Below are 23,880 nucleotides of genomic sequence, written 5' to 3' on the forward strand. Positions count from 1 at the left end.
GAGAGTCAGTGGCTGACTGCGCCTGCTTTTCCGGACGCCGCCGGCGGCCTGATCTCGACCGTGGACGACTTCCACGCGTTTACCAGGATGCTGCGCGACGGCGGCCTCCTGTCGCCTGCAGCCGTCGCGGAGCTGACGACCGACCACCTCACCCCGCGACAGCGAGCGGCGGCCGTCGACTTCCTCGGGCCGGACACCGGCTGGGGCTACGGCCTGTCCGTCAGCCCGGGCCGGTACGGCTGGGCCGGCGGGCTCGGCACGCTGTGGTCCACGACCTCTGACGGGACCATTTCGATTCTGATGACCCAGCGGGCGCTGTGGACCTGGCCGGAGGAACTGTTCGCCGAGGCTAGCTCTCCGGCTTGGTGAACGTCAGGGAATGCTTGCGGCTCGCCTCGACTGCGCCCTTGGTGTACGCCCACGGGAGGGTCTGGCCCTTGACCCAGAGATCTGTCTGGTCGGTGTAGTTCGAGGAAAAGGCGTGACCGGACACACCGGTCAGGTTGATCCAGCGAGAGTTGTCGAAGTCGGACAGGTCCACGACCATGCGCATCGACGGCGTCGCCGTGACGGCGTAGCCCTCGGAGGCGTCCCAGGCGGTGGCGTCGACGACCGACGTACCGCCGCCGAGCTCGTACGGGCCGCGGTTGAAGATCTTTTCGACCAGGCCGATCCCGGACTTGCCCAGAGTCTGGTTGGTGAGCTCCAGCTTGTGCAGCCGGCCCCACTGCCAGTTCGACGGCTCGCGGGCCATCTTCTGGGTGATCTCGGTGCGAGCGTTCACCAGGGCCTCGCGGAGGATGTCGTCACGGCTCTCGCGCTGTGGCGTCCGGATGTCGTCCCACCAGCCGCTGTTCGGCTGGCCGAGCAGCGTGTGGATCACCTCGAACCACCGCGAGCCACCGTCCGGCCAGGTGCCTTCAGGGAGCTGGTCGTGGAATGTCAGCGCGAGCAGATTGCGCCAGACCACGTTGAAGTAGGCCGCGGCGGCGGAGTCCGGCGGAGACGTGAAGTCCCAGTTCCGCAGGGTGTCCTGGCCCTGTTTGTCGAACGCGTCGTCGATGCTGATCCGCAGCAGGTACGGCACCAGCATCTCGGCGGCCTTGTTCTTGGTGTCCAGCTGGATCGACGCCATCGCGTTCACGTCCAGCTTGCCGGCGGCCTTGATCCGCTCCAGGATCTGCTGCGAGCGGTATCCGTAGTCCCAGGAGTTGGTCAGGTAGTACGGGTACGTGTTCGGGACCACGGCCTGGTTCGCCGTGACGATGATCCCGCTCGGTGGGTCGAACTCGGTCGGCAGCGCGTCGAAGGGGATGTAGCCCTTCCAGTAGTACCTGGGGTCCCAGCCAGGCACCGGCCAGTCGCCACGACCGGTCGCACGGATCGGGATCAGCCCGGGCGACTGGTAGCCGATGTGGCCGTCGGTGTCGGCGTACACCAGGTTCTGCGAGGGGACCTGGAACTGCTGTGCGGCGGCACGGAACTCGGTCCAGTTCTGCGCGGTGTTGATCGCGAACAGCGCGTCCGCGGTCTTGCCCGGGTTCAGCGCGGTCCACTGCAGGGCGACGCCGTACGCCTTCGGGTACTTCGCCTGCGAGGCGGAGATCTCCCCTACCTTCTGCTCGTCCTCACCGACGTCGGAGATCAGCGGACCGTGCCGGGTCTCGCGGACGGTGATCTTGACCGGCTTGTCCTCGCCGGCGACCTTGAACGTCTCCTCACGGGTGGCCATCGCACGCCACTTGTTGTTGTAGAGGACGTTGTTGCCGTCGATGCGTTCCAGGTACAGGTCCTGGACGTCCGGGTCGAGGTTGGTGAAGCCCCAGGAGATCGCGTTGTTGTGGCCGATCACCACACCGGGCAGACCGGAGAAGCTGAACCCGGAGACGTCGAACGGGCAGCTCTTGCCGACGTTGTTGCAGTGCAGGCCGACCTGGGTCCAGATACCTGGCATGGTCGCGCCGAGATGCGGGTCGTTCGCCAGCAGCGGCTTGCCGGTCGTGGTGTGGTCGCCGGAGACCACCCACGAGTTGGAACCGACGCCGTCCCCCTGACCGAGCAGCTGCGGCAGGCCCTTGGCCACGCTCTGCACCGAGTCCAGCGACTTGAGCAGGTCCTTGGTGAGCATGCTCCGCCGGACCTCGGGGCTGGGCCCCGGCGTCGAGCTGAACTTGCCGTCCTTACCGACGGAGGCGGCCGCCATGATCGGCTGGTTCCGGTCGTACGGGTACTGCGGGTAGAGGCTCTCGACGTTGCGCGCCGGGAACGCCGCCAGCATCTTGGTGCGGGTGATCTCCTCGTCCAGGTTGCCGCCGAGGTCCCAGGCCATCGCCTTCAGCCACGAGAGCGAGTCCGCCGCGGTCCACGGCTCCGGCCGGTAGTTCTTCGGACCACCGGGCTGCAGGGAGAGTACGCCGTACTCCAGGCTGAGGCCGGAGCCGCTGTGTGTGGACAGGTACGCGTTGACGCCGCGTGCGTAGTCATCGAGGTACTGCCGGGTGGTCGGGCTGAGCAGCGGCAGCTCTGCCTCGGCGGTGCGCCGCCAGCCGAGCGTCCGGACGAACTTGTCCGTCTCCAGCGCGTCCTTGCCGAACAGCTCGCTCAGCCGTCCGGAGGTGACGTGCCGGCGGAAGTCCATCTCGAAGAACCGGTCCTGCGCGTGCACGTAGCCCTGCGCGGCGAACAGGTCGGCCGGGGTGTCGGCGTAGATCTGCGGGATGCCGTTCGCGTCCCGGACCACGCTGACGTCGCCGTCCAGGCCCTCCAGGTCGATCGTTCCTTCGTACGTCGGGAACGAGTGGCGGACGACGTACACGAGGGTACCGGCGATCACCAGCAGGATCGTGACAAGGGCGATTCCGCTGGCGATGACGACTCGAAACAGGCGACGCACGGACCAACCGTAGAGAATCCGCCCGTCCACCCCAAATGGGGTCCCTCACAACTTTGCGTTGCTCTGCGTTCGCTGGACATGGACGCAGAGTTGAGGTAGGCACGCCCGGGTTTGGAATACTTCGGCCCGCTGGCGCATTATTAGCAGTCGGGTAGTAGGAGTGCCAGCGGCTTGAAGGGAACCGACCGTGCCGACGTACCAGTACCAGTGCACCGACTGTGGCGAAGCGCTCGAGGTGCGCCAGAGCTTCACGGACGACGCTCTGACCGTGTGCCCGAATTGCCAGGGAAGCCTGCGCAAGGTGTTCAACGCCGTGGGCGTGGTGTTCAAGGGCTCCGGCTTCTACCGCACCGACAGCCGGTCCTCCGGCAAGGGCTCGGTGCCGGCGGCGTCCTCCGACTCGTCGTCTTCTTCTTCGACGTCCAAGTCGTCCGATTCTTCGTCGAGCAGCTCGACCTCGTCGTCCAGCAGCTCCACTTCGTCGTCGAGCAGCTCGTCGACCTCCTCCGGGTCCAGCGCGGCCTGACGGCCGCCTGTGGATAACTGAGAGGCGGTCGCCGGAGAAACTCGTACTTTCTCCGGCATGACAATCCCCTCTCTGCTTCGTGACCTGCTCCGCGCGGCCCGGTGGCACCGTCGGCTCCTCGCCGGCGCCGCCGCGGCCGCCGCGGTGTATTTCGGACTTCAAGCCCTCTCCCCTCCACCGCCGCCGACGGTCAAAGTGCTGGCCGCTGCGCGCGACCTGACCGGCGGCGCCGCGCTCGATCGCGGCGACCTGCGCACGATCGAGCTACCGCCCGGCGTCGTGCCATCCGGCGCCCTCACACCTGGTAGCAAGCTGACTGCACGCGTGCTCAGCGGGCCCGTCAGAGCCGGGGAGCCACTCACCGACGCCAGATTCCTGGCGCCATCGGGTGTGCCCTCAGGTTCGGTCGCCTATCCGTTCCGCGTCGACGACGCCGACATCAGCACCCTCCTGCGAGTCGGCGACCACGTGAACCTGTACGCCGCCGCCGCCACGAGCGCCGACGCGGCACGGCTGCTCGCCCGGGGGGTGCCCGTCGTCGCGCTGCCCGAGCCCCGATCGAGTACGTCGGGTGCGCTGATCGTCGTCGCCACCGCACCCGAGGTCGCGTCCCGGCTGGCTCAGGCGAGTACGAATTCACGGATCACTGTGGCGATGACACCAGACACCGGGTGATCACTTTCCGAAGTTGTCGCGGCACGATGTGTCGTGAAACGGCGCGGTCCCTCGCTTGGAAGACTCTCTGGCCCTAACTTGTCCGGGGACAACCACCCGCTTCGTGGAGGCAGCCACAATGCTCAAGGGCTTCAAGGAATTCATCATGCGGGGCAACGTCGTCGACCTCGCGGTCGCCGTCGTCATCGGCGCAGCGTTCGGGGCGATCGTGACCGCGCTCGTGGACAATCTGATCAACCCACTGATCGCAGCGATCTTCGGCAAGGCCGACATCAGTAAGGTCTGGACCTTCAAGCTGAACGGAGCCGAGTTCTCGATCGGCAAGGTCCTGCAGGCCGGCCTGAACTTCCTGTTCGTCGCCGCGGCGGTCTACTTCTTCATCGTGCTGCCGCTGAACAAGCTGGCCGAGCGCCGCAAGCGCGGTGTGGAGCCGGAGCCCGACCCGCTGACCACCGACCAGGAGTTGCTGACCGAGATCCGGGACCTCCTGCGCGCTGGGCGTTCGGACCTCCGGTAGGGCCGACCACCGGCAGGTGGCGCACATTCCTCAGCCCCTGAGCTCGCCGGCGCCCACCTGCTCACCGGCATAACGCATCCAGCGGTACGGCACCGGTTGACCGTCGTTCCACTCCTCCATCAACGCGGCGGGGACGTCGACGAAGCCACTGCCGTGATAGGCGCGGATTGCCGGATCGTTCTCCGGACGGACCCGCAGGAACACCTCCGAATAGCCGGCCTCCAACGCCGGACCCAGCAGCGCCCGGACCAGTTCACCTCCGAACCCGCGACCACGGACCTCCGGGTCCACGATGATCCGGGCGAGTTCGACCTCGTCCTCCTCGTCGTCCAGCCAGACCTCGCCGTACCCGACCGGCCGATCGCCGTCGAACAACAGATAGGAGTGGATGTCCGCGTCGACCGTCCGCCAACTCCCCCGCAGTTCTTCCGGGAACGGGTAGGCCACCCGTCCGGAGAGCAGTGCGACTTCCTTCTCGTCCAGGGCCCAGCCCGCGACCCGCGTGCCGTACCCGTCGTCGAACCCCCGAAGCTCCACGCTCATCCCCTCAGTTGACGAACTCCACGATCGTTCGCACCAACTGATCCAGGTAGGGCGGAAAGGCCGGCGTCGGCGGTTCGGGACATCCGGCCAGCTCACGACTCCCCCGGATCGACCCCAGCAACGAGTCGACCGTCTTCCGCTGATGCGACGGATTCTCCGGTACGGACGGGAGGACCGCCACTGGAATACGTGCCAGCGTCGCCAGGTCCGCATCCTTCACGCCACGCAGAATTCCACCCGCCAACAGGCCGTCCGCGACCTCGGGCGGACAACCTCGGTTCACCATCCCGGCTCGGGCGCGCTCGTTCGCGGCGGCGTCGTCGCCGGTGGCGGGCCAGGCGAGCAGGAGGCGATCGACCAGTTCCGGATACCTCAACGCCAGCAGGACCACGACCGTACATCCATTGGAGGCGCCAACGATCCTTACCGGACCGGAACGTTTCGCCAGGAGATCACCGAGCGCGCTGAGTTCGACGTCCCAACTGCTCGCGTACCGCGGGCGATCGGGCGCGAAAACGTCGGCATGCTCGGACAGCCCGCCGATGACTCCCGTCGTACCCCAGAACGCCTCAGCATCCATCCGGTCCCAGAGACCACCGTGCACGAGGAAGACCCGAGCGGTCATCCGTGGTGTGGCGGAACTTCGTTCAGGATCCGATCGTCATCATCACTACCGAAGTCGCTGTCCCCCCACGTCCGCGGATCCTCATCCCGCGTCTGCTCAGGCAACAGCGGCTCATCGTCTTCGTACGGACTCGTCATCCCCCCAGATTACCGACTCACCCGACCCAGCCCGCCGAGCAAAGCTCCCCCGGACTACCGGGTGGCTAACCACCGAACGGCCAGTCACCGGACAAGCACGCCGAAAGCCAGTCCCAAAGGCAGAGACCCCACGCCTCACCCGGAGCACACCCACCAGGCCAGTAGTCACCAGACCCAGCCCGCCGGAAATCACTCCCAAGGTCAGAGGCTCCACAGACCACCCGAAGCACACTCACCGGGCCGGCAATCACCGCACGAAGCCCGGCGGAAATCACTCCCAAGGGTCGCGGCCCCACGGATCACCCGGTGGATACTCACCGGGCGGGTAATCGCTGGACGGCTCGTTCCGGGACGGGTAGTCGTCGGTGGCGTAGGTTCCGGACGACTCGTCGGAGAGTTGGTGGGGGTAGCTGTCGTGGACCTCGTTACCCGGGTCGGCACGGCGTGCGCCAAGGGCCGCCTGGAGCAGCGGCGCGATTCCCGGCTCGCCCTGCCAGCGGCCGTTGCCGTGTACACACCAGGCGGTCAGCACGGCCAGCGTCGGCGTGGTCAGACCGGCGATCCGCAGCGGTACGGCGTTCTGGAAGCCGAAAGTGATCATCCAGTTCGCCGTATCGGGATAGAACTCCTGGACAGCGCTGTAGTAGAAGCTCATCCAGCCCTTCTGCGGCAGGTTGCACATCAACCGCAGGTTCGTCGCCAGTACCGGAACCTCTTGGAGGTCACGCCACGACGGCTGCAGGTCCCGCTTCGCGGCTGCCTTACGCCCGGCGTTCAACGCGGCGTTGGCCGCCATCATCCCGACCACCAGAGTCGGATTGCCGATGAAGAACCCACCACTCTGCCGGTACCGCCCGTCCCCGCCGTACAGCCGCGAGTACTGAGCGGTGGTCTGCAGGTAGGCAACCTCACCCGGTTCGAGCACAACGCCGTACACCTGCAGCGGTCGCGGGGTGTTGCCGTCAATCAGCCACCGAGCCCAGTCGATGCCAAGCTCCCACTCCCGCTGCGCGGCGGCGTCCGCGTTCGCCCTCTTCCGACCCACAACCCAACATCCTAGGCAGGCCTGACGTCACCGGCAGCCACACGCGTGGTGTGGGCCAGTGCGTGGAGGTTACAGGTGTGGTTCGGTTGGGGTTCGATCGGGGGGCGTGACGGGATAGACGTGGCGCCGTGATGTTTCGGCACGTTGGGTGAGACTCCGGTCGACCATCATGTTGATCTTGCCAACCCGGAAGGACCGAGTCGTGAGTGCACAACGGACACGGGGCCTGATCGGTGCGACGCTCGTCGTGGCTGTGCTCGGAATCGCCGCCGCCTGCGGCACCGAGAACGCCTCGTCCCCGCCCGCCGCCCAGCCCACTGGTTCGCCTTCAGCCACCCCGTCCGCAACGCCGTCATCCACCCCCAGCAGCAATCCCAGCGGCACCCCGAGCATGGACTGCCCGAATACGATCGCCACCGTCCGCGCCGCCACCGAGAAGGTGGTCTGGGGTCAGGGCGCCGCCACCTCGGCGTTCAACCCGGTGAGCGTGACGATCTGCCAGTACGACGCGCAGGCAACCGGCCAGGAGTACGCGAACGTCACCACCAAGCGCACCGGCAAGGACGCAACAGACCTCCTCGCGCTGGTGAACGCGGCGAAACCCGTCGCGAAGAAGCCGAGCATCTGCACCAAGGAGCTCGGTCCGACGTACGTGCTGCGGTTCACCGACAACGACCGCGGCGTCCTGTCGTTCACTGCCGAGGCGTTCGGCTGCCGCCGCCTGGTGGCGACCTCGCTCGAGGGCAAGGGCAAGCCCGGCGCACTGCCGGCACCGCGTCAGGTGACTGCCGAGCTGACGAAGTCGCTCGGTCTCCGCTGACCCCAGGGCGGACGCGCCCCCCGAAGCCGTCCGCAGTGGGGTCAACCCGCGCCTGCCTCGCGGGTCCCTCCCGAGGTCGACCCGCGAGGCAGGTTGCGGTGTTCTCCGCCGTACCGCATCCCCGACCTGACGGAGGGGCCGATGCGAACGATCGCCTGTTGTGCGTGCCGCTCCTGACCTGCGCACTCAGCGCTGCCTGCTCGAGCAATCGGCCCACTGCGACGCCCTCGCCAGCCTTCGCCGACGCCCGCAGTACGTCCATCGGGCTGCCACATGCGCCGAAGGATTCAGCTGTACGACCACCGAAGGATTCTCCTGTACGACGCTTCACGTACTGCTCGACCAGCAGCACGGCACCGGCCTCGACCTGCGGGTCATCACAGGAAGTGGTCCGCAAGTGCTGATTCAGTAGAGAGATCTAACTGTGGGGGAACGGGTGCAGCAGGTGGGCGGTTCGGTGCGTCTAATAGGTGTGAGGAGTTGTACGCCCAGCCAGGGAGTGGCGAGTGGAGTTCGAGGAGTACGTGTCCGCCCGTGGACAGGAACTGGTGCGGCTCGGGTTCACCGTCTCCGGCGACTACCAGCGGGCGGAGGACCTGGCCCAGATCGCGTTGATGCAGGCGTTCCGCAAGTGGCGGAAGGTGCGCAATGCCGACGACCCGCACCACTACGTCCGGCGGATCCTGGTGAACGAGTACCTGTCGATGACCCGGCGGCGCTCGTTCACCGAGGCACCGACGGCCGACCTGGACCCGGAGCAGGCCGTGCCCGACCACGCCGTCGGTATCGCGAACTCCGACGGCCTGTGGCGCGCGCTGACGAAGCTGTCCGCCCGTGAGCGGGTCGTGCTGGTCCTGCGCTACTACCAGGACCTCGACGACCAGACGATCGCCGACGTACTCGGCATCAAACCGTCCTCCGTGCGTGCGACCGCGAGCCGTGCGCTGGCGGCACTACGGAAAGCCCAAGAATCCCATCGCGTCGATGAGAGGCTCAAGTGAGCAACACCGATCTCGAGGATGACCTGCGGGGTACCTTCGAACGCGCCGCGGCAACCGTGCCGCAGAGCGCGGACCTGACCGAGCGCGCCACCACGGGCGCCCGTCGCGCACAGCGCCGTACCTGGATCGTCTCGGGCGCGGCCGCCGTCGCGGTGGCAGCGGTCGCCCTCACGGGCTTCGGGCTGGCCGGCTCCCACCACAACGCCGTCCAGCCACCGGTCGCAGGCGGCTCCCAGCCCGGGACGCCGACGCCCACACCGCCGGTCGTCTCGGCGCAGACCGTGTCCGGCACGTGGCGCCCGCTGCAGATCGCCGGCTTCAAGGCGCAGAAGCAGGCGTGGCCCGACGACCCGGTGCTCGTGTTCAAAGCGAACGGCACCTGGACCGGCTCCGACGGGTGCAACGGACTGCAGGGGACGTTCAGCATCGGCGAGCACGGCGCGTTCACGGCGGTCGCCGGCGGGCAGCACATGATCGGCTGCGACAACGTCCCGAACACCGGCGTACTGACCGCCGCGAAGCGGGTCGCGATCACGGACGACACGCTGCAGTTCTTCGGTGCCGACGGGACTCGACTTGCGAGTTACGCTCGCGCACGGTAGTCAATTTTGCTCGCAGACCGTGATCATGTCTTGACGTAACGGAGTTCCTGACCGGATTATCTAGTGGTTGGTCCACCGATCTTGGGAGCTTTGTGCGACTCTCCGTTACCGTCCCGCTGGTCACGCTTGGCTCAGTCTCACTCTTCGCAGTCGCACTCGCCGCCCCCTCCTCGGGTGCGGTGACGGGCGCCGCGGCGTGCTCGCACGCACAGCCGAGCGTGAGTTCGACCGAGGCGACACGGCTCGCGCAGCCGACCTCCAAGTCCGACGCACGCCCGCTCGGGGAGTCGCTCGGTGACGGCATCTCAACCGCGATCCGCTCGCTCGAACCGCTCGACGCCACCGGACGACCGACCTCCGGCCTGCCGTACGGGCTGAGCCAGGGCGTGATCGGCGTGGTCGGCTCGGCCACGACCGGGTACGCCGTGGTTGTCGATGCGGCGAAGGTGGACACGAAGAAGTACCAGGCCGCGATGGACCGCAACCTCCCGGCAGCCGGCAAGCCGATGGTGAAGCTCGTCCACAGCTGCCGCTCCGCGCAGGCGATCGCCGACACCTGGAATGCGGTCGCCGAGCGTGCGTGGTCCTCGGACGCCGCGCGTACGACGTTCGCGGCCGACCTGGACCCGTCCAGTGAGGATGTCGTCGTCTCGTACGACCAGGCGACCACGTCCCCCGCCTCGCTCGCGGGCCTTCGCCGGCTGACCGGCGTACAACTCGTCGCCGATTCGCTCGCCCGTACGTCGCGGCTGAGCGACACCCCGAAGGGCGGCCACTGGGGCGGTGCGCGGATCACGTCAGCGTTGAAGAACTGCACCGCGGGCTTCTCCGTCGTACGGCGCTCGAACGGCCAGCGTGGATCGGTGACCGCCGGCCACTGCGGTGCGCCCGGCACGGAGTGGAAGTCCGGGACGAACTACTACGGCACCACCGCGGTACGCACGGACTACCCGGACTACGACCAGTCGCTGATCACCGGTAGCGCGTACGGCCCGAAGATCTGGACCGACGGCCCGGGTGACCCCGCGAACACCCGAACGGTCACCGGTGGCGGCGACCCCGGCGTCGGCACGAGTGTGTGCCAGTCGGGCAGCTTCAGTACGTCGACGTGCGGCCTCACGGTGCGCTCGACGTCCGCGAGCTACTGCGACTCCGACGGCTGCACGACGTACGTCATCCGCGCCACCCGCGGCGGCCTGGTCGCGATCATCGGCGGGGACTCCGGCGGCCCGGTCTACAGCCGCCGCGGCAGCAGTTCCGCCACTATTCGCGGCATCGCCTTCGCGGGCGCCGGTTGCGCTGCGTCCCGCTGCACCACTCTCTACGCCGAACGCTACAAGTCGATCACCGGGCACCTCGGCGTCACCGCCCTGACTGGCTGACTCTCTTCAGGACGCGGCGAGCACCGTGTGCATGGTCCGGGTCGGAAGGCACTCCGGGGGCGCAGCCACCGCGGTGAGATCGTCGGTGTTGAGCAGCACCCCGAGCGCGGCCTGTCGCGCGAACGCAGGAGCGACAGGCACGGCGAGGTAGCGCATCACCCGCAGGACCCCGAGCGGTACCCGTTTGATCTTCGTCGTACCCTGCGCGCGTGCCAGGTCGACCATCGTGACGTTGTCTGGGCCTGCCACGTCGATCACACGCCCAACCGTGGAAGGTTCGGTCAGGCAGTAGTCGACAACGGCCGCGACGTCGTCCACTGACACGACATTGAACGGGTTCTCGCCGGGGCCGAGAACGACGGCGGGCCCGCCCTTGTCGAGCTTGCCGCGAACGACCTCGAGCCACAACTCGAGAAAGGAAGTCGGCCGCAAGATCGTCCAGTCGAGGTTGGTGGCCCGCAGATGTTCTTCGGCCGCGAACTTCGCCCGGAACAACGACGACGGATGGTCGGCTGCCGCATTCTTGATCGAGATCAGCACGAACCGCCGGACGCCTGCTGCGCGCGCAGCATCGATCGTTGCGATACATGCATCACGATCGACTGCGCCTGGTCCGGCGCCGTGTCCACCCAGCAGACCATGGACGCACCAGACCACGGTGTCGCAGCCTTCAAGTGCCGCGGCCGTCGCCGTACGCGAACGTACGTCGCCGGCCGCCTGCTCGTGATCGACAGGCGTGTCGGTCGGGTGGCGCGTGAGGACCCTGATCGGCTCGCCCCGACGAACGAGCCGTCGTACGACGACCGTACCGAGCCGACCGGTGCCGCCGGCAACCAAAATCATGTTGGGCGCACCGACGACCGCAATGCCGCGGTGATCGCGGCATCGACCCCGGAACTGCTGGTGTCGAGCGGCTCGAGGTAGAACCTGGCTGCCGTCGCACGGCCATCCTCGACTGTGAACACCACGACACCCCGCATGTGATGCTCAGCCCCGTCGCGCCGGGTGCCGTCCATCGTCCACTCGGTCCACACGGTGTCGCCGGCCACGGCCATCGCGGTGACCTCGGTGGTGATGTCCGGGACTCCGGCGAAGATCGCCGACCAGTTCCGGCGTACCTGGTCGTGACCGGTGAAGCCACGGGCGGGATGCACCGGAGTCTCGTTGACGTAGTCCGGAGCGAAAAGCTCTGTGAGTGCCTCCAGGTCGTGGCGGTTGACCGCCTCGACGAGCTCGGAGACGAACCGCTCTGCGATGGGTTCCATCGCACACCACCCTTGGTTACACTGTTGCGTATTCAATACATGACTATGGAATCGAATGCCACGACACGTCAAGACCTCGCGTACCTACGACTCGTCTGCCCGCCGCAGGCAGGCGGAAGCCAACCGGCAGGCGATCCTCGACACGGCCTACACGCAGTTCCTCGAGAACGGGTACGCCGAGACCACGGTGCCCGCGATCGCGCGAGCGGCCGGCGTGTCGAACGAGACGGTCTACAAGGCGTTCGGGCCGAAGCACGCGCTGGTCCGGGCGCTGTGGGAACGTGGCCTCGCCGGCCGGGAGCCGGTGCCCGCACCCGAACGCAGCGACCGGATGAGCGCCACCGAACAGGACCCGCGGGCAGTGCTCCACGGCTGGACACGCTTCCTGATGGAGCTCACCCCGGAGATGGCGCCGATCATGCTGCTGATCCGCGACGCGGCCGCCCACGACCCGGAGATGACAGCACTGCTGACCGAGGTAGAACAGCAGCGCCGCAACCGCATGCACCACAACGCCGAACGCCTCGCGGCCCGCGGTTGGTTGCGACCGGGCCTCACCGTTGACCGCGCCGGCGACATCCTCTGGACCTACTCGTCGGCGGAGCTCTACGAACTCCTCGTCCTGAAGTCCGGCTGGCCGATCCCGGCGTACGGCGACTTCGTCGCCTCGTCCCTCGCCGCCGCATTACTCACCCACGACCTCCGCTAAGCTGTCCCCGCGTGCGCCCCCGTAGCTCAGGGGATAGAGCGTCGGTTTCCTAAACCGTGCGTCGCAGGTTCGAATCCTGCCGGGGGCACCAGTGTGATGTCTCAAGACATCGGCGACAGGTGAACCCACGATTTGTGGGTTCACCTGTTTCGTTTGGGGACGGGTCCGGGTGGTCTGCCGGTGGGCTGGTAGTCCTTGGTGGGGTCGAGGACGAGCTCGCGGAGGAGTTCGCCGGTGGCGGCGTCGACGACCCTGATCTGGAGGTCGTGGACGAGGAGCAGGACGTGGGTTCGGGCGTGGGTTCGCCCGATCCCGATGTGGTGCAGGCGGCCGTTGACGCGCAGCGTGACGACGCCGGTGTCGTCGATGCGGTCGGTGCGGACGCGGTGGTGGACCTCGCCGGTCCGGTCGGTGGTCGGGCCGGCTTTGGGGCGGGCGTGGTAGGCGGCCGCGGGGGTGGCTCGGTGGGGCAGTGAGCGGTGCGGGCGGCGGTGGTTGTACTCGTCGACGAAGACCTCGAGCAGCGCCTGGAGCTCGGCGATCGTGGCGGGCTGGACGGGCTGGGCGCGGAGCCATTTCTTCAGGGTCTGCTGGAACCGCTCCACTTTCCCGCAGGTGGTCGGGTGGTTGGGCCGGGAGTTCTTCTGCACGATGTTGAGCTTGCGGAGTTCGGTCTCGAGGCCGTTGCGGCCGCCTTTCCCGCCCGACAGCCGGGTCGTGTAGACCATGCCGTTGTCAGTCAAGGTGGAGGCCGGGATGCCGTGTTGTGCAACGGTTTCGCGGAACGACGTGACCACGATCGGGCCGGTGATCCGGGCGTGGGCCGAGACGTGCAGGGCGTAGCGGGAGTGGTCGTCCAGCCAGGTGATGATCTCGACATCCATGCCGGGTGAGCCGTCGGGGCGGGTGAGTCGGTAGTGGGTGAAGTCGGACTGCCAGCACTCGTTCGGCAGCTCCGCACAGAATCGCAGGTACGACGACCGCGGCCGCTTCCCCGGATCCGGGACGACGGCGCCGTGCCGGGTGAGGATCCGGTGGATCGTCGCCCGCGACAACGTGGTCTGGTGGTGGTGTTGCAGGTGCCAGCCGATCGTGTCCGCGCCGGCGTCCAGGCCGGTCTCGGCCAGCTGCTTGCGCAACGCGAGCACCAGCTCGACCGTCGCGGCCGGCGTCGCCCGTGGCGAGGTCTTCGGCCGCCGCGACCGTGACTCGAACGCCGCCTCGCCCTCGGCCAGATATCTGGCCTTCAGCTTGTAGACCCATGCCCGGTGCACGCCATACCGGGCGGCGACCTCAGACGCCGTCTGTCCTTCCACGAACAACGCCGTGATGACCAACCGAGCCTTCGACATGCCCGAGCATCCAGCCCACCAGCCCTGTCGCCGATCACCCGAGACACATGTCGCCTATGACTTGAGACATCTGTCGCCTATGTCCTGAACCACAACACTGCCGGGGGCACCAGTGTGATGTCTCAAGACATCGGCAACACCCGAACCCACGATTTGTGGGTTCGGGTGTTGCTCATTGGGGGTGTTTCGGGGGCGGTCCTGGGGGTCTTCCGGTTCCCTGGTAGTCCTTGGTGGGGTCGAGGACGAGTTCGCGGAGGAGCTCGCCGGTGGCGGCGTCGACGACACGGATGTGCAGGTCGTCGATGAGGAGCAGGACGTGGGTTCGGGCGTGGGTTCGTCCGATGCCGATGTGGTGCAGGCGGCCGTTGACGCGCAGCGTGACGACGCCGGTGTCGTCGATGCGGTCGGTGCGGACCCGGTGGTGGATCTCGCCGGCCCGGTCGTGGCTGGGGGTGGCTTTGGGGCGGGCGTGGTAGGCGGCCGCGGGGGTGGCTCGGTGGGGCAGGGAGCGGTGCGGGCGGCGGTGGTTGTACTCGTCGGCGAAGACGTCGAGCAGGACCTGCAGTTCGGCGAGTGTGGTCGGCTGGACGGGTTGGGCGCGTAGCCACTTCTTCAGGGTCTGCTGGAACCGTTCCACCTTCCCGCAGGTGGTGGGGTGGTTCGGGCGGGAGTTCTTCTGGGTGATGTTCAGGCGGCGGAGTTCGGTCTCGAGGCCGTTGCGGCCGCCTCTCCCGCCGGACAATCGGGTGGTGTAGACCATTCCGTTGTCGGTCAACGTGGAGGCCGGGATCCCGTACTCGGCAACGGTTTCGCGGAACGACGCGGTCACGATCGGGCCGGTGATCCGGGCGTGGGCGGAGACGTGGAGCGCGTAGCGGGAGTGGTCGTCCAGCCAGGTGATGACCTCCACGTCTCTGCCACCGGCAAGGCGATAGTGGGTGAAGTCGGACTGCCAGCACTCGTTCGGCAGCTCCGCACAGAATCGCAGGTACGACGCCCTGGGCCGCTTCCCCGGATCGGGTACGACCGCGCCGGCGCGGGTGAGGATCCGGTGGATCGTCGCCCGCGACAACCGCACGCCGTGGTGATGGTCCAGGTGCCAGCCGATCGTGTCCGCCCCGGCGTCCAGCCCGGCCTCGGCAAGCTGCTTGCGCAGCGCCAGTACCAGCTCCACCGTCGCGGCCGGTGTGGCCCGCGGTGAGGTCTTCGGCCGCCGGCTGCGCGGCTCGAACGCCGCCTCCCCCTCGGCGCGGTACCGGGCGAGCAGTTTGCTCACCCAACCCGGCGACACGCCGTACCGGCGCGCAACCTCCGCCTGAGAACACCCCTCCACCAACACCGCCGTGATGACCAACCCGGCCTTCGACACACCCGAATCTCAGACCACCCGAGTGTTTCCTATGTCTTGAGACACCCCTTTCCTATGTCTTGAACCACAACACTGCCGGGGGCACCAGCGTCGTTAGCGCGGTACGCGGGCCTGCGGACACCTACCATTGAGGGCATGTCCGCGTCGCCGTACTCCGATCTGCCGTCCGTTGCTGATGTTGCCGGTGACATCGCCGGAGTGGTCGAGCGGTTCGGGCGGGGGGAGACGCACTCGTTCGCCTTCGGTGACGGAGGCGTTCCTGAGGCGGTCATCGCGAGCTACGACCAGTACGAGGATCTCGGCGGCGAGGAGTCGCTCGGTCGGTATCAGACCGTACTCAGTCCCGAGATGCTCGCTCGGCAGCTGCCGGAGATGGTCGAAGCAATTCGCCGCGGCTCGTTCGGACCTCCGGTTGTCGTGGGCGGGACGGCCGAGCCCTTGCTGGTGGTCATGTCGACCCAGCAGTACCGCACGATGCGCGGGGACGACGAACCGCCGCCAGGCGTGATCGACGACCCGACCGTCCGTACCTACGACTCCAGCCCAACCCCAGGCAGCACACCGTTCAGCGTGGACGAGTGGGCGAAGGACGACCCGTTCACCCAGCAGATGCTCGACGAGATCCGGCACGATGGCTGAAGACCAGCCCGAACGGCCGTACCAGGTCCTGCTCGGCAAAGGGGCCGTACGGGACCGGTCTGCGTCGCCGGCGGCGAAGCAGGCGGGGCAACAGGCGAATCCGCAGCGGGGCCAGTAGTCCCGGCATGGAGAGGCCGACGTTGTTTCTTACGGTGGGGTTGCCGGGGGCCGGGAAGACGACGGTGGCTCGGCGGGTGGAGGTTGAGCGGCGGGCGCTTCGGTTGACGAAGGACGAGTGGATGAAGGCGCTGTACGGGGATCTGAATCCGGCGGCGGCTTCGGATGTGGTCGAGGGGCGGCTGATTCAGATCGGGCTGCGGGTGCTCGAGCTCGGGAACGACGTCGTCATCGACTTCGGGTTGTGGAGTCGGGAGGAGCGGTCGGCGTTGCGGTGGGCGGGGGCGGCGGCCGGGGCTGAGGTCGTGCTGCTGTACTTCGATCTGCCTCGGGATGAGCAGCGGAAGCGGATCGAGGCTCGGTTGGCGGAGCGGCCGGGCGACACCTGGCCGATCTCCGAGGAGGAGCTCGACGGGTGGGCGGCGCGGTTCGACGTACCGACTCCGGGTGAGCTCGACGGGAGTGAGCCGATCGGGGATCCGCCCGGAGGGTTCGCCGACTGGCGGGAGTGGATCGCGGACCGCTGGCCTCCGGCAGTCACCTGAGCACGCCGTGAGCGAGCGGTTGGCTGAGAGGGTTGTCAGGTGGAGCGGGTGGGTTATGGGCGGGGAGCTGAGAGGGTCTTCAGGTTGGGGTTGGGGCTGGCCGTTTGGTCTGTACTGTGTGGGCTGGTCAGCTGGAAGGGAAGCGCGTGCACGTTGTTGTGGGGGCCGGTGCGGTCGGCGGCGTTGTGGCGCGGCTTCTGTTGGCGCGGGGTGAGCGGGTTCGGGTGATCACCCGGTCCGGCACTGGGCCGGTCGGCGCCGAGCGGGTTGCGGCTGACGCCAAGACAGGGCTGGTCCACCACACTGTGGGCGCCACGGCGATCTACTCGTGTGCGGGACCGGCGTACAACAAGTGGACGACCGAGTGGCCGCCGCTCAACGCCGCGCTGATCGCGGCAGCTGAGGCCTCCGGAGCGGTGCTGGTCAGCACCGGGAACCTCTACGGATACGGTCCGGTCGACGGGCCGATGACAGAAGACCTCCCCCTGCGGCCGAACACCGTGAAAGGCCAGGTCCGCGCACGGTTGTGGAGCGAGGCGCTCGCGGCACACGGACAAGGGCGGATCCGGACGGCGGAGGTACGTGGGTCCGACTACCTGGGCGCCGGGGCGGTGTCGCCGTTCAGCGTGACCGTGTTACCGAAGGTGATCGCCGGGAAGCGCGGGATGATGCCGGGCGATCTCGACGCGCCGCACAGCTGGACGTACGTCGGCGACGTCGCCCGCACGCTGATCGCGGTCGCGGACGACCAGAACGCGTGGGGCCGGGCGTGGCATGTACCGACACCGGAGCCGCTGTCGGTACGCGAACTCGCGACGCGGGCCGCCGTACTCGCCAGCGCCCCGCCCGCGCGCGTCGCCGCGATGCCGGGAGCAGTACTCCGGCTAGCCGGGTTGGTGGATCCGTCGGCGCGGGAGATGGTGGAAATGCAGTACCAGTGGCAACGGCCGTTCGTGGTCGACTCGGCCGCGGCTACGGTTGCCTTCGGCATCGAAGCGGCGCCGACCGACGAGGCACTCGAGGAAATGATCGGGAAGGGCAGTAATGAGTCCTAGCAGGCAGGGCCGGGGTTTGCGCCGGCTGATCGTGACGCTGGTGGTGCTGGCGTTCGTGGTCGTCGCCGCCGACCGGATCGCGGCCGCGGTCGCGCAGAACCAGCTCGCGTCGATGGCGCAGAAGGAGGCGGCGAAGTACCAGGTGCGCTCCGCCGACACCTCGGCGAAGATCGGTGGGTTCGGGTTCTTCCCGCAGCTGATCAAGCAGCGGTTCTCCAAGGTCACGCTGACGATGGGCAAGCCGTCGTTCGCCCGGATCCCGGGCGAGCGGCTGACGGTGAACATGACCGATGTGCACGTACCGCGGTCGCTGCTGTTCTCGCAGTCCGGCACCGTCACGGTCGGCAAGACCGACATGGAGGTACGGCTGTCGCCGCGGGAGATCGGCCGGCTGGCCGTGAAGGCGACCGGGCTCCAAGGACTGTCGGTCGAAGCGGTCGGCGGCAAGCTGCACGCGAAGCTGGCGTCGAACGGGGTCAACGCCGACGTGCCGATCGAGCCGCAGCTGCAGAACGGCAAGATCGCGCTGACGGTCGGGGACCTGTCGTCGGTGCCGGCGCCCGCCGCGAATGCGCTCAAGAACGCGCTTGCCCAGGGGATCGACGTACCGCAACTGCCGTACAACGCCCAGCTCACGCAGATCAGCGTCCAGGACAACACGGTGGTCCTGTCGGCCACGGTCCCGGACCTCAAGTTCACCCGTTAGTCCACTCCGTTCGTTCCTTGGGTTGCGATGGTTCGCGATATATCGTCGAACTATCGCAATCACTTTCGTGAGGGACGGGTGGTCGAGATGACCGGATCGGCGTACGCCGCGGGCTTTCCGTGGCAGGACTTCGTGCGGCAGTTCGAGCGGCAGCTCGGGCGGAACTGTGCCGCGTTCGACGACATCAAGGAAGAGTTGCGCGCGGCGATGACCGGCCGCCGCGGGCATCAGGGTCGGTCCCAGCAGCACTTCGGGCCGCAGTGGGGGATGTTCGGCGGCGGCGGGATGTTCGCGCCGCCGTGGGGTCCGCCGCCGCCGAAGTGGCGCGGGCCGAAGGCGCGGCGTGGTGACGTCCGCGCGGCGATCCTCGCCGTACTGGCCGAGCAGCCGATGAACGGGTACGGCATCATCCAGGAGATCGCCGAGCGCAGCGGCGGCGGGTGGAAGCCGAGCCCCGGTTCGATCTACCCGACGCTGCAGCAGCTCGAGGACGAGGGCCTGGTGACGGCGGACGCGGAGGTCGGGCGGCGGACGTTCCGGCTGACCGACGAGGGCCGGACGTACGTCGCTGAGCACCAGGACGAGGTGTCCGCGCCGTGGGAGGCGATGAGCGCGCCGCCGTCCGGCGAGGACGAGAACGGGTTCAAGCCGCTGTTCGGGCAGGTCGCGACAGCGATGTGGCAGATCCTTTCCAGCGGTACGCCGGAGCAGCAGGCCAAGGCACGGGACGCGGTCGCGGACCTGCGCCGCAAGCTCTACGGGATCCTCGCCGAGGAGGACGACGGCACCGAACAGGACCGGTCATGACGTCGGACCGGGACCGCCGGCGGCGCGGCGGTCCCGCCGGCCGCCGCGACTGGCAACGTTGGAACGGCCCTAACTGGAACGGGTCGGACTGGAACAGCCCTGGCTGGAACGACGGCTGGTACGACGAATCCAACGGCCGCTCGCGCCGGCGCGACTGGGGCGGGGACTGGCACGCCCGCGGCTGGAGTGGCGACTGGCGGGCCACCGCCTGGAACGAAGCCGACGACAACCGGTGGGACGACCAACGAACCGGCTCCTCGTCCGACCGCTTGCAGGACGGTCGTGCGTCGACGGGCGAGGGCTCGGCGCGGGGCGACGTACCCCGGAAGCGGGTGCGGATCGGGGACGCCGAGCGGGATCGGGCTGTGTCGTTGCTCAGCGATCATTTTGTCGCCGGGCGGTTGACGCAGGCGGAGTTCGAGGAGCGCAGTGAGCAGGCGACGAAGGCGCGGTACTCGGACGAGTTCGAGGTGCTGTTCGACGACCTCCCGACCGCTCGCGAACTGCAACCGGTGCCGAGCGCTCAGCTGAGGCGGCGTCCGGCTCCTCCCCCGGCGTTCATGATGATCGCGCCGTTCCTGATGCTCGGCCTGGTGATCAGCTCGGTCGCGCTGACCGCGCCGTGGCTGCTGTGGGGCGTGTTCTGGGTGGTGATGATCAGCGGCATCTCCCGCCGCCGCTGGAACTACCGCCGCTGACGAGCCCGCGGGATCTCCTCCGCGAACTCCACGACGAACCCGTCCGGGTCGGCGACGTGGACCGTCCGGTGTCCCCACGGACGGTCCGCCGGCCCACTCAGCACGTCCACGCCCGCACCCCGCAACCGCACGAACACCTCGTCCACGTCCGGCACCATCACCACCACCTCACCACCCGCACCCGGCGTCACCCCTGCCCCCACCAACCACTCCGCCCGCCGCCGCTCGTACAACCCGAACCGCACCCCACCCGCCTCGAACTCCGCATACCCCGCATCCGTGAACTTGTACGCCAACCCGACCACGTCCCGATAAAACCCCACCGACGCCTCGAGGTCAGCGACGTACAAGATGACGTACCCGATCTCCATCGACGGGATGCTACGCCCATTGCTCCATGGGCCTTGTTGCATATATGCTACAGAACGTGGATGCCGGCGAACTTCTGAGCCGAGCGCGGCAGCAAGCAGGCTTGTCGCGCAGCGCCCTCGCGGCCCGGGCTGGTGTTCCTACGTCAACCGTCTCGCGCATCGAGGCGGGGACGACCGATCCGACGCTGACCATGCTGACCCGTCTGATCGCGGCCGCAGACCAACATCTGTCCCTCACGATCACGGCAGCAGGCGGCTCACATCGGCCGGCGATCGCCGATCTCGCCGATGCCTATTCGCCCGGCGGCACGGTGCGGAAGGTCAACTGGACCCAGCTGCGCGGATTCCTCGACGAGCTACTCGCACATCCCGAGCTCACGGCCGAGGCGATCGAGTCACCACCGCGCCGGACCGGTGATGCCGCCTTCGACGCACTGCTGGCGGGCGTCGCCGAGAAGCTTGCGGACGACGCCGGGATCGCCCGGCCCCGGTGGACCAGATCGGTGCCGCCCTCGCCCACCCCGTGGGAAACGCCCGGTACCCCGACACGTGTCCGGCGCGCCCGCGCCCAAGCTCCTGCTCAGTTGGCGGCCCGGAACATCTGGCTGGCCGCACACGACCTCTGGCGGGACGCCGCGTGAACCAGTTCCTCCGCGTGTTCTCGGCAAGCGCGAGATCCTCGGGTATCTGCGCGAGGTCGCGGACGAGCTCGCAATCCGGAATCTGACGTGCCGCCTGGTTGTGGCCGGCGGCTCATACCTCGCCCTGCACGATCTCCGGGAATCCACTGCCGACATCGACTCGTTGACCAAGCTGACTGCTGAGGTCCGGGCCGTAGTACGGCGCATCGCCGACCGCCACGGGCTCCGGACTGACTGGCTCAACGACGCGGCCTCGGCGTTCGCACCCATCGGCTTGGATCCTGAGGAGTGCGAGGTGCTCTACCAGCACAGCAATCTGACGATTCTCGGCCCATCGCCAGGACAAGTCTTTCTGATGAAGCTGTTCGCCGGCCGAGCACCCGATCACGACGACATGACGGTGCTGTGGCCGAGTACCGGGTTTGCCGATGTTCGATCCGCGGTGGACGCCTATTACCTGGCCTACCCGTTCGAGGAGCACGATCCATACCTCGTGGACTACGTGCAGGAGATCGCCGATCAATCCGTCCAGCAGTAGCTGTCGGTGGCGAGGCTTAGGGTCGCTCGTATGTATGAGGGTGTCTTGATTTTGGAGAGTCTCAAGGTGGGGAGTGGGCTGGCGGGGGTGTCGTTGGGGGTGCGGGGAATTAGGCGGGTTGAGGTGGAGGGGACTTCGGCGGAGCAGCCGGGGGTGTGGTCGTTGGTGGAGTTCTCGGTGGAGGACGGGGAGCGGCTGGCGGGGATGTTGGCGGAGGTGTTGGACGCGCCGGGGTGGTATGCGGACTTTCGGGATGAGCGGGAGACGTTCGTGGTGTTTCCGGGGCGGGTGTTCCGGTATGCGCGAGGTGACGATGCGGCGCGGGAGGCGGCGAAGGAGTTCGGGCGGGGGTTGCGGATTCCGGAGGCGCAGCTGGATTGGGGACGGTGATTGGATGGGGGCATGACGAACGTGCTTCGGTATGCGGCTTTTACGTCGGACCCGGCTGGAGGGAATCCGGCTGGGGTGGTGCTGGACGCGGATGGGCTTGATGACGAGGCCATGCAGGCTGTCGCGGCTGAGGTCGGGTATTCCGAGACGGCGTTTCTGACCAAGGCGACCGACGTACAGCCCGTGCGGTACTTCTCGCCCAAGGCGGAGGTGCCGTTCTGTGGGCATGCGACGGTAGCAACTGCGGTGGCGCTTGCTGAGCGCAACGGTCCGGGTGAGATCGTGTTCTCCACCCAGGCCGGGCTGGTTCCGGTCACCGTGGATGCGGACCTGCGGGCGACGCTCACCAGTGTCGAGCCGGCCGTCGAGGACGCCGGCGACATCGGGCACGTGCTCGAGATGCTGCATTGGTCGCCCGAGGACCTGAACCCGGACCTTCCGCCACGGATCGCGTACGCCGGTGCGCGGCATCTCGTGCTGAGTACCAAGACCCGGCAGCGCCTGGCCGAGCTGGACTACGACTTCGACGGACTGCTCACGTACATGCTCGAGCTGGACCTGACCACGCTGCAGCTCGTTTGGCAGGAGTCGCCGACGGTGTTCCACGTCCGCGACCCGTTCCCGGTCGGTGGTGTGGTCGAGGACCCGGCGACCGGTGCGGCAGCGGCCGCGTTCGGGGCGTACCTGCGTGAGCTCAACCGAGCGCAGCCGTCAATCACCCTGCACCAGGGCGACGACCTCGGCCGGCCGAGCCTGATCACGGTCGAACTGTCCCCCGACGACAACCGCGTCCGCGTCAGCGGCAACGCCGTACCGATCACGGCACCCGCGTGAGCCACTCCTCGGTCCCGAACTTCGCCGCCACCCGTTCCTCGGCCTGTGCGACGGTGTCCGCGGAGATCGTGCCGTCGGCGAGCCCGTAGCGGTTCCGGAACGTGCCGACCATCCGCTCGATCACGTCCGCCCGGTCGAGGCCGGTCTGGCTGCGCAGCGGGTCGACGCGCTTGTTCGCGCTCGTGGTGCCCTTGTCGGACAGCTTCTCGCGACCGATCCGCAGTACCTCGAGCATCTTCGAGGCGTCCATGTCGTAGGCCATCGTGACGTGATGCAGGACCGCGCCGCCGGCGAACCGCTTCTGCGCGGCGCCGGCGATCTTGCCCGCCGGCGAGGTGATGTCGTTGATCGGCTGGTACGTCGCCGCGATCCCGAGCTCGTTGAGCGCACCTATGACCCAGTCGTCGAGGAACGCGTACGACTCGACGAACGACAGCCCGGAGACCAGCGACTCAGGAGCGTACAGCGAGTACGTGATCGTGTTGCCGGGCTCGACGAACATCGCGCCGCCGCCGCTGATCCGCCGTACGACGGTGACGTCGTGACGGGCCGCGCCGTCCAGGTCGACCTCGTTGCGCAGCGACTGGAAGCTGCCGATGATGACCGCGTTCGACGCCCACTCCCAGACCCGCAGCGTCGGCGGGCGGACGCCCGAACCCACCTCTTCGGTCAGTACTTCGTCGAGCGCCATCTGCAGCGCCGGCTCGCGCGGTACGTCGTGGACGAACTGCCACTCGTGGTCGTGCCAACCGGTCGCCCCGGTCAGCGCACGCCGTACCGCGACCGCGACCGCCTCGGGTGAGAACCCGAGCATCTCGACGCCGTCGCCGAGCGCCCCGCGCACCCGGGCCGCGATCTGCGCCGCCGCGGTGTCCACCTGGATCCCCGCCAAGGCGCCGTTGATCCGCTCCAAGGCGTCGTCCGGCTCGAGGAAGAAGTCCCCGGAGAGCTGCGCCGACCGCACCCGGTCGTCCACGACGTCCAGATCAGCAACGACGAGCTTGCCGCCGGGAACCTTGTACTCACCATGCATATCCATCAACAACTTGCCATAGCCAACGGTTGTTCCCCGTCGCAT

General features: G+C 67.9%; 30 protein-coding genes and 1 tRNA gene. 21 read left to right on the top strand and 10 right to left on the bottom strand.

Features of this window, described 5'->3' with window-relative positions:
- Positions 1 to 12: 12 nt before the first annotated feature.
- Positions 13 to 369 (top strand): serine hydrolase, encoded by a 357-nt coding sequence (locus tag FB475_RS38355; protein ID WP_420359222.1) that lies wholly within the window; start codon positions 13 to 15, stop codon positions 367 to 369.
- On the opposite strand, the gene FB475_RS08570 is transcribed toward FB475_RS38355, so the two are convergent.
- Positions 350 to 2,893, bottom strand: coding sequence for a penicillin acylase family protein (locus tag FB475_RS08570; RefSeq protein WP_141854163.1), 2,544 nt, complete (start codon positions 2,891 to 2,893; stop codon positions 350 to 352). The two genes, FB475_RS38355 and FB475_RS08570, sit on opposite strands and share 20 nt — an antisense overlap.
- Positions 2,894 to 3,080: 187 nt before the next feature.
- On the opposite strand from FB475_RS08570, the gene FB475_RS08575 reads away from it, so the two are divergent.
- The 3 genes from FB475_RS08575 (at position 3,081) to mscL (ending at position 4,611) form a co-directional block, all read left to right on the top strand.
- Positions 3,081 to 3,419: an FmdB family zinc ribbon protein gene (locus FB475_RS08575; protein WP_141854165.1), complete on the top strand. Its 339-nt coding sequence runs from the start codon at positions 3,081 to 3,083 to the stop codon at positions 3,417 to 3,419.
- 57 nt (positions 3,420 to 3,476) lie between these two features.
- Positions 3,477 to 4,094 carry a Flp pilus assembly protein CpaB gene (cpaB, locus tag FB475_RS08580; RefSeq protein WP_141854167.1) on the top strand — a complete coding sequence of 206 codons (618 nt, stop codon included), beginning with the start codon at positions 3,477 to 3,479 and terminating at the stop codon, positions 4,092 to 4,094.
- Positions 4,095 to 4,197: 103 nt separating this feature from the next.
- Positions 4,198 to 4,611: a large conductance mechanosensitive channel protein MscL gene (gene mscL / locus FB475_RS08585; protein ID WP_238332034.1), complete on the top strand. Its 414-nt coding sequence runs from the start codon at positions 4,198 to 4,200 to the stop codon at positions 4,609 to 4,611.
- Positions 4,612 to 4,641: 30 nt separating this feature from the next.
- Here the strand turns inward: mscL and FB475_RS08590 are convergent, their stop codons facing one another.
- The 3 genes from FB475_RS08590 to FB475_RS08600 form a co-directional block, all read right to left on the bottom strand.
- Complete coding sequence (locus FB475_RS08590; protein WP_238332035.1) at positions 4,642 to 5,154, bottom strand: GNAT family N-acetyltransferase; 513 nt, start codon at positions 5,152 to 5,154, stop codon at positions 4,642 to 4,644.
- 4 nt (positions 5,155 to 5,158) lie between these two features.
- Positions 5,159 to 5,779 (bottom strand): alpha/beta fold hydrolase, encoded by a 621-nt coding sequence (locus FB475_RS08595; protein WP_141854169.1) that lies wholly within the window; start codon positions 5,777 to 5,779, stop codon positions 5,159 to 5,161.
- A gap of 408 nt (positions 5,780 to 6,187) precedes the next feature.
- A complete protein-coding gene (locus tag FB475_RS08600; protein ID WP_141854171.1) occupies positions 6,188 to 6,961 on the bottom strand; it encodes a hypothetical protein in 774 nt (257 codons plus the stop codon).
- 202 nt (positions 6,962 to 7,163) lie between these two features.
- On the opposite strand from FB475_RS08600, the gene FB475_RS08605 reads away from it, so the two are divergent.
- The 4 genes from FB475_RS08605 to FB475_RS08620 all read left to right on the top strand — a co-directional run bounded on the left by FB475_RS08605 (position 7,164) and on the right by FB475_RS08620 (position 10,766).
- On the top strand, positions 7,164 to 7,781 hold the full coding sequence (locus FB475_RS08605; protein ID WP_238332036.1) for a hypothetical protein: 618 nt from the start codon (positions 7,164 to 7,166) through the stop codon (positions 7,779 to 7,781).
- Positions 7,782 to 8,287: 506 nt separating this feature from the next.
- Positions 8,288 to 8,782 carry a SigE family RNA polymerase sigma factor gene (locus FB475_RS08610; RefSeq protein ID WP_141854173.1) on the top strand — a complete coding sequence of 165 codons (495 nt, stop codon included), beginning with the start codon at positions 8,288 to 8,290 and terminating at the stop codon, positions 8,780 to 8,782.
- Complete coding sequence (locus FB475_RS08615; RefSeq protein WP_141854175.1) at positions 8,779 to 9,384, top strand: META domain-containing protein; 606 nt, start codon at positions 8,779 to 8,781, stop codon at positions 9,382 to 9,384. The genes FB475_RS08610 and FB475_RS08615 overlap by 4 nt, the downstream gene beginning before the upstream one ends.
- 218 nt (positions 9,385 to 9,602) lie before the next feature.
- Positions 9,603 to 10,766, top strand: a complete 1,164-nt coding sequence (locus FB475_RS08620) for a S1 family peptidase (RefSeq protein WP_238332037.1) — start codon at positions 9,603 to 9,605, stop codon at positions 10,764 to 10,766.
- A gap of 6 nt (positions 10,767 to 10,772) precedes the next feature.
- Here the strand turns inward: FB475_RS08620 and FB475_RS08625 are convergent, their stop codons facing one another.
- On the bottom strand, positions 10,773 to 11,609 hold the full coding sequence (locus tag FB475_RS08625; RefSeq protein WP_141854177.1) for an SDR family oxidoreductase: 837 nt from the start codon (positions 11,607 to 11,609) through the stop codon (positions 10,773 to 10,775).
- Positions 11,606 to 12,031, bottom strand: a complete 426-nt coding sequence (locus FB475_RS08630) for a nuclear transport factor 2 family protein (RefSeq protein WP_141854179.1) — start codon at positions 12,029 to 12,031, stop codon at positions 11,606 to 11,608. Before FB475_RS08630 ends, FB475_RS08625 begins: the two co-directional genes overlap by 4 nt.
- A 55-nt stretch (positions 12,032 to 12,086) precedes the next feature.
- Here FB475_RS08630 and FB475_RS08635 point away from each other — a divergent pair, with 55 nt between their 5' ends.
- Both FB475_RS08635 and FB475_RS08640 read left to right on the top strand, forming a co-directional pair.
- Entirely contained in the window at positions 12,087 to 12,740 is a 654-nt protein-coding gene (locus FB475_RS08635; protein ID WP_141854181.1) for a TetR/AcrR family transcriptional regulator, read from the top strand.
- Positions 12,741 to 12,755: 15 nt separating this feature from the next.
- A tRNA-Arg gene (locus tag FB475_RS08640) sits at positions 12,756 to 12,831 on the top strand.
- 49 nt (positions 12,832 to 12,880) lie between these two features.
- Here the strand turns inward: FB475_RS08640 and FB475_RS08645 are convergent.
- Entirely contained in the window at positions 12,881 to 14,092 is a 1,212-nt protein-coding gene (locus tag FB475_RS08645) for an IS481 family transposase (RefSeq protein WP_141854184.1), read from the bottom strand.
- A gap of 172 nt (positions 14,093 to 14,264) precedes the next feature.
- Entirely contained in the window at positions 14,265 to 15,461 is a 1,197-nt protein-coding gene (locus tag FB475_RS08650; protein WP_141854186.1) for an IS481 family transposase, read from the bottom strand.
- Between the two features lie 135 nt (positions 15,462 to 15,596).
- Here FB475_RS08650 and FB475_RS08655 point away from each other — a divergent pair, with 135 nt between their 5' ends.
- The 7 genes from FB475_RS08655 (at position 15,597) to FB475_RS08680 (ending at position 20,028) form a co-directional block, all read left to right on the top strand.
- Positions 15,597 to 16,100 (top strand): hypothetical protein, encoded by a 504-nt coding sequence (locus FB475_RS08655; RefSeq protein ID WP_141854188.1) that lies wholly within the window; start codon positions 15,597 to 15,599, stop codon positions 16,098 to 16,100.
- On the top strand, positions 16,093 to 16,218 hold the full coding sequence (locus tag FB475_RS38075) for a hypothetical protein (protein ID WP_272952056.1): 126 nt from the start codon (positions 16,093 to 16,095) through the stop codon (positions 16,216 to 16,218). Before FB475_RS08655 ends, FB475_RS38075 begins: the two co-directional genes overlap by 8 nt.
- 7 nt (positions 16,219 to 16,225) lie before the next feature.
- On the top strand, positions 16,226 to 16,762 hold the full coding sequence (locus FB475_RS08660) for a P-loop nucleotide/nucleoside kinase family protein (RefSeq protein WP_141854190.1): 537 nt from the start codon (positions 16,226 to 16,228) through the stop codon (positions 16,760 to 16,762).
- Between the two features lie 146 nt (positions 16,763 to 16,908).
- Positions 16,909 to 17,817 (top strand): NAD-dependent epimerase/dehydratase family protein, encoded by a 909-nt coding sequence (locus FB475_RS08665; RefSeq protein ID WP_141854192.1) that lies wholly within the window; start codon positions 16,909 to 16,911, stop codon positions 17,815 to 17,817.
- A complete protein-coding gene (locus tag FB475_RS08670; RefSeq protein ID WP_141854194.1) occupies positions 17,807 to 18,523 on the top strand; it encodes an LmeA family phospholipid-binding protein in 717 nt (238 codons plus the stop codon). The genes FB475_RS08665 and FB475_RS08670 overlap by 11 nt, the downstream gene beginning before the upstream one ends.
- A gap of 87 nt (positions 18,524 to 18,610) precedes the next feature.
- Positions 18,611 to 19,330 carry a PadR family transcriptional regulator gene (locus tag FB475_RS08675; protein ID WP_141854196.1) on the top strand — a complete coding sequence of 240 codons (720 nt, stop codon included), beginning with the start codon at positions 18,611 to 18,613 and terminating at the stop codon, positions 19,328 to 19,330.
- Entirely contained in the window at positions 19,327 to 20,028 is a 702-nt protein-coding gene (locus tag FB475_RS08680; RefSeq protein WP_141854198.1) for a DUF1707 SHOCT-like domain-containing protein, read from the top strand. The genes FB475_RS08675 and FB475_RS08680 overlap by 4 nt, the downstream gene beginning before the upstream one ends.
- On the opposite strand, the gene FB475_RS08685 is transcribed toward FB475_RS08680, so the two are convergent.
- Complete coding sequence (locus FB475_RS08685) at positions 20,016 to 20,399, bottom strand: VOC family protein (protein WP_141854201.1); 384 nt, start codon at positions 20,397 to 20,399, stop codon at positions 20,016 to 20,018. The genes FB475_RS08680 and FB475_RS08685 overlap by 13 nt on opposite strands.
- A gap of 56 nt (positions 20,400 to 20,455) precedes the next feature.
- Between FB475_RS08685 and FB475_RS08690 the strand changes: the two genes are divergently transcribed.
- Genes FB475_RS08690 through FB475_RS08700 form a run of 4 tightly spaced genes read left to right on the top strand, consistent with a single transcriptional unit; the run spans position 20,456 to position 22,802 of the window.
- On the top strand, positions 20,456 to 21,040 hold the full coding sequence (locus FB475_RS08690; protein WP_185759153.1) for a helix-turn-helix domain-containing protein: 585 nt from the start codon (positions 20,456 to 20,458) through the stop codon (positions 21,038 to 21,040).
- Entirely contained in the window at positions 20,949 to 21,578 is a 630-nt protein-coding gene (locus FB475_RS08695; RefSeq protein WP_272952057.1) for a DUF6036 family nucleotidyltransferase, read from the top strand. Before FB475_RS08690 ends, FB475_RS08695 begins: the two co-directional genes overlap by 92 nt.
- Positions 21,579 to 21,608: 30 nt before the next feature.
- Positions 21,609 to 21,968, top strand: a complete 360-nt coding sequence (locus tag FB475_RS36690; protein ID WP_185759155.1) for a hypothetical protein — start codon at positions 21,609 to 21,611, stop codon at positions 21,966 to 21,968.
- A gap of 12 nt (positions 21,969 to 21,980) precedes the next feature.
- A complete protein-coding gene (locus FB475_RS08700; protein ID WP_141854207.1) occupies positions 21,981 to 22,802 on the top strand; it encodes a PhzF family phenazine biosynthesis protein in 822 nt (273 codons plus the stop codon).
- On the opposite strand, the gene FB475_RS08705 is transcribed toward FB475_RS08700, so the two are convergent.
- The gene (locus tag FB475_RS08705) at positions 22,786 to 23,841 is read right to left on the bottom strand and encodes a lipoate-protein ligase LplAB (protein ID WP_337678199.1); all 1,056 of its coding nucleotides are present in this window, start codon (positions 23,839 to 23,841) and stop codon (positions 22,786 to 22,788) included. The two genes, FB475_RS08700 and FB475_RS08705, sit on opposite strands and share 17 nt — an antisense overlap.
- Positions 23,842 to 23,880 lie beyond the last annotated feature (39 nt).

The organism is Kribbella jejuensis, assembly GCF_006715085.1.
Lineage (GTDB): Bacteria > Actinomycetota > Actinomycetes > Propionibacteriales > Kribbellaceae > Kribbella > Kribbella jejuensis.